The organism is Cupriavidus sp. 01L415, from assembly GCF_056400065.1.
In genome coordinates, this window is record NZ_JBFTSP010000083.1 from 1 (window position 1) to 1,143 (window position 1,143).

The window sequence follows — 1,143 nt, forward strand, 5'->3', positions numbered from 1 at the left end:
CCCGATTGCGGCGCCAACCAGCACATCCCATCAGGGACCGTGGCGAAAGGCCACAGCTAAAGTCCGAATGTACGGGTGCAATCTTTACCTCGCGTCATCATGAATTGAGAGCTTGGCAAGCCGGGGGCGTCCATGTACGGGGAGATCTGCACCGCTGCCTTGGTGCTACTGACGTCGAGAGGCGTCGGGATGGCGGTGCAGAAGTCAGCAGAGGCCATATTAGGTGCGAGGTTGGCACTGAAGGGCCGAACATGAACGAGCGCGATTAGGACGACAGGCCTCGATGCTTACCGACGAAGCCCAAATGCACGAACGAGTGCAGCCCACAGCGGAGGAAGGCAGGCGGAACCTGCTTGGCGCCGATGGGGGTGCGGAGGCTGGCACGGCGGCTGTCGGGCAAACGAAAGCGCAGGCGCCATCGCTGATGGAGGCGGTGGTAGAGAGAAGCAACATGTGGCTGGCGTACCGGAGGGTGGTCGGCAATGGCGGCGCGGCCGGGGTGGATGCCCTGGAGGTGACGGCATTGCGGGACTGGCTGAAGGTGAGTTGGCCGAGCGTCAGGACGGCGTTGCTGGCTGGCCAGTACACCCCGCAGGCGGTGCGTGCGGTGGACATTCCCAAGCCCTCGGGCGGGGTGAGGACACTGGGCATCCCGACGGTGGTGGATCGGCTGATCCAGCAGGCGCTGCTGCAAGTACTCCAACCGATCTACGAACCGGGGTTCTCCGAGTCGAGTTACGGCTTCAGGCCGGGGCGCAGCGCTCAGCAGGCGGTCTTGCAGGCACAGCAATATGTGCAGGAAGGCCGGCGCTGGGTGGTGGACATCGACCTGGAGAAGTTCTTCGATAGGGTCCACCACGACATCCTGATGTCGAGGGTGGCCCGACAGGTGAAGGACCCCCGAGTGCTCAAGCTGATCCGGCGATATCTGGAAGCGGGGTTGATGCGTGGCGGGGTGGTCGAGGCAAGGAGGCAGGGCACGCCGCAGGGCGGTCCGCTAACGCCACCAACAATAGAGCAAACTGCCGGGTAAGATTGGCCCTGCGCATTTCGAGGGAGTGTCTGGCGCCCTGGTCCAGAAGCTGTGCTGACGTCAATGTGGACCTTGTCCTTGAGACGGTCGCTCCCGCTGACAGGCAGGTG

1 pseudogene is annotated in these 1,143 nt (G+C 63.6%); it reads left to right on the forward strand.

The window, feature by feature from the left end:
- Positions 1–283: 283 nt before the first annotated feature.
- Positions 284–1,006 (forward strand): annotated as a pseudogene (locus AC1DOX_RS30970) (reverse transcriptase domain-containing protein); the annotation flags it as partial.
- Between the last annotated feature and the right edge of the window lie 137 nt (positions 1,007–1,143).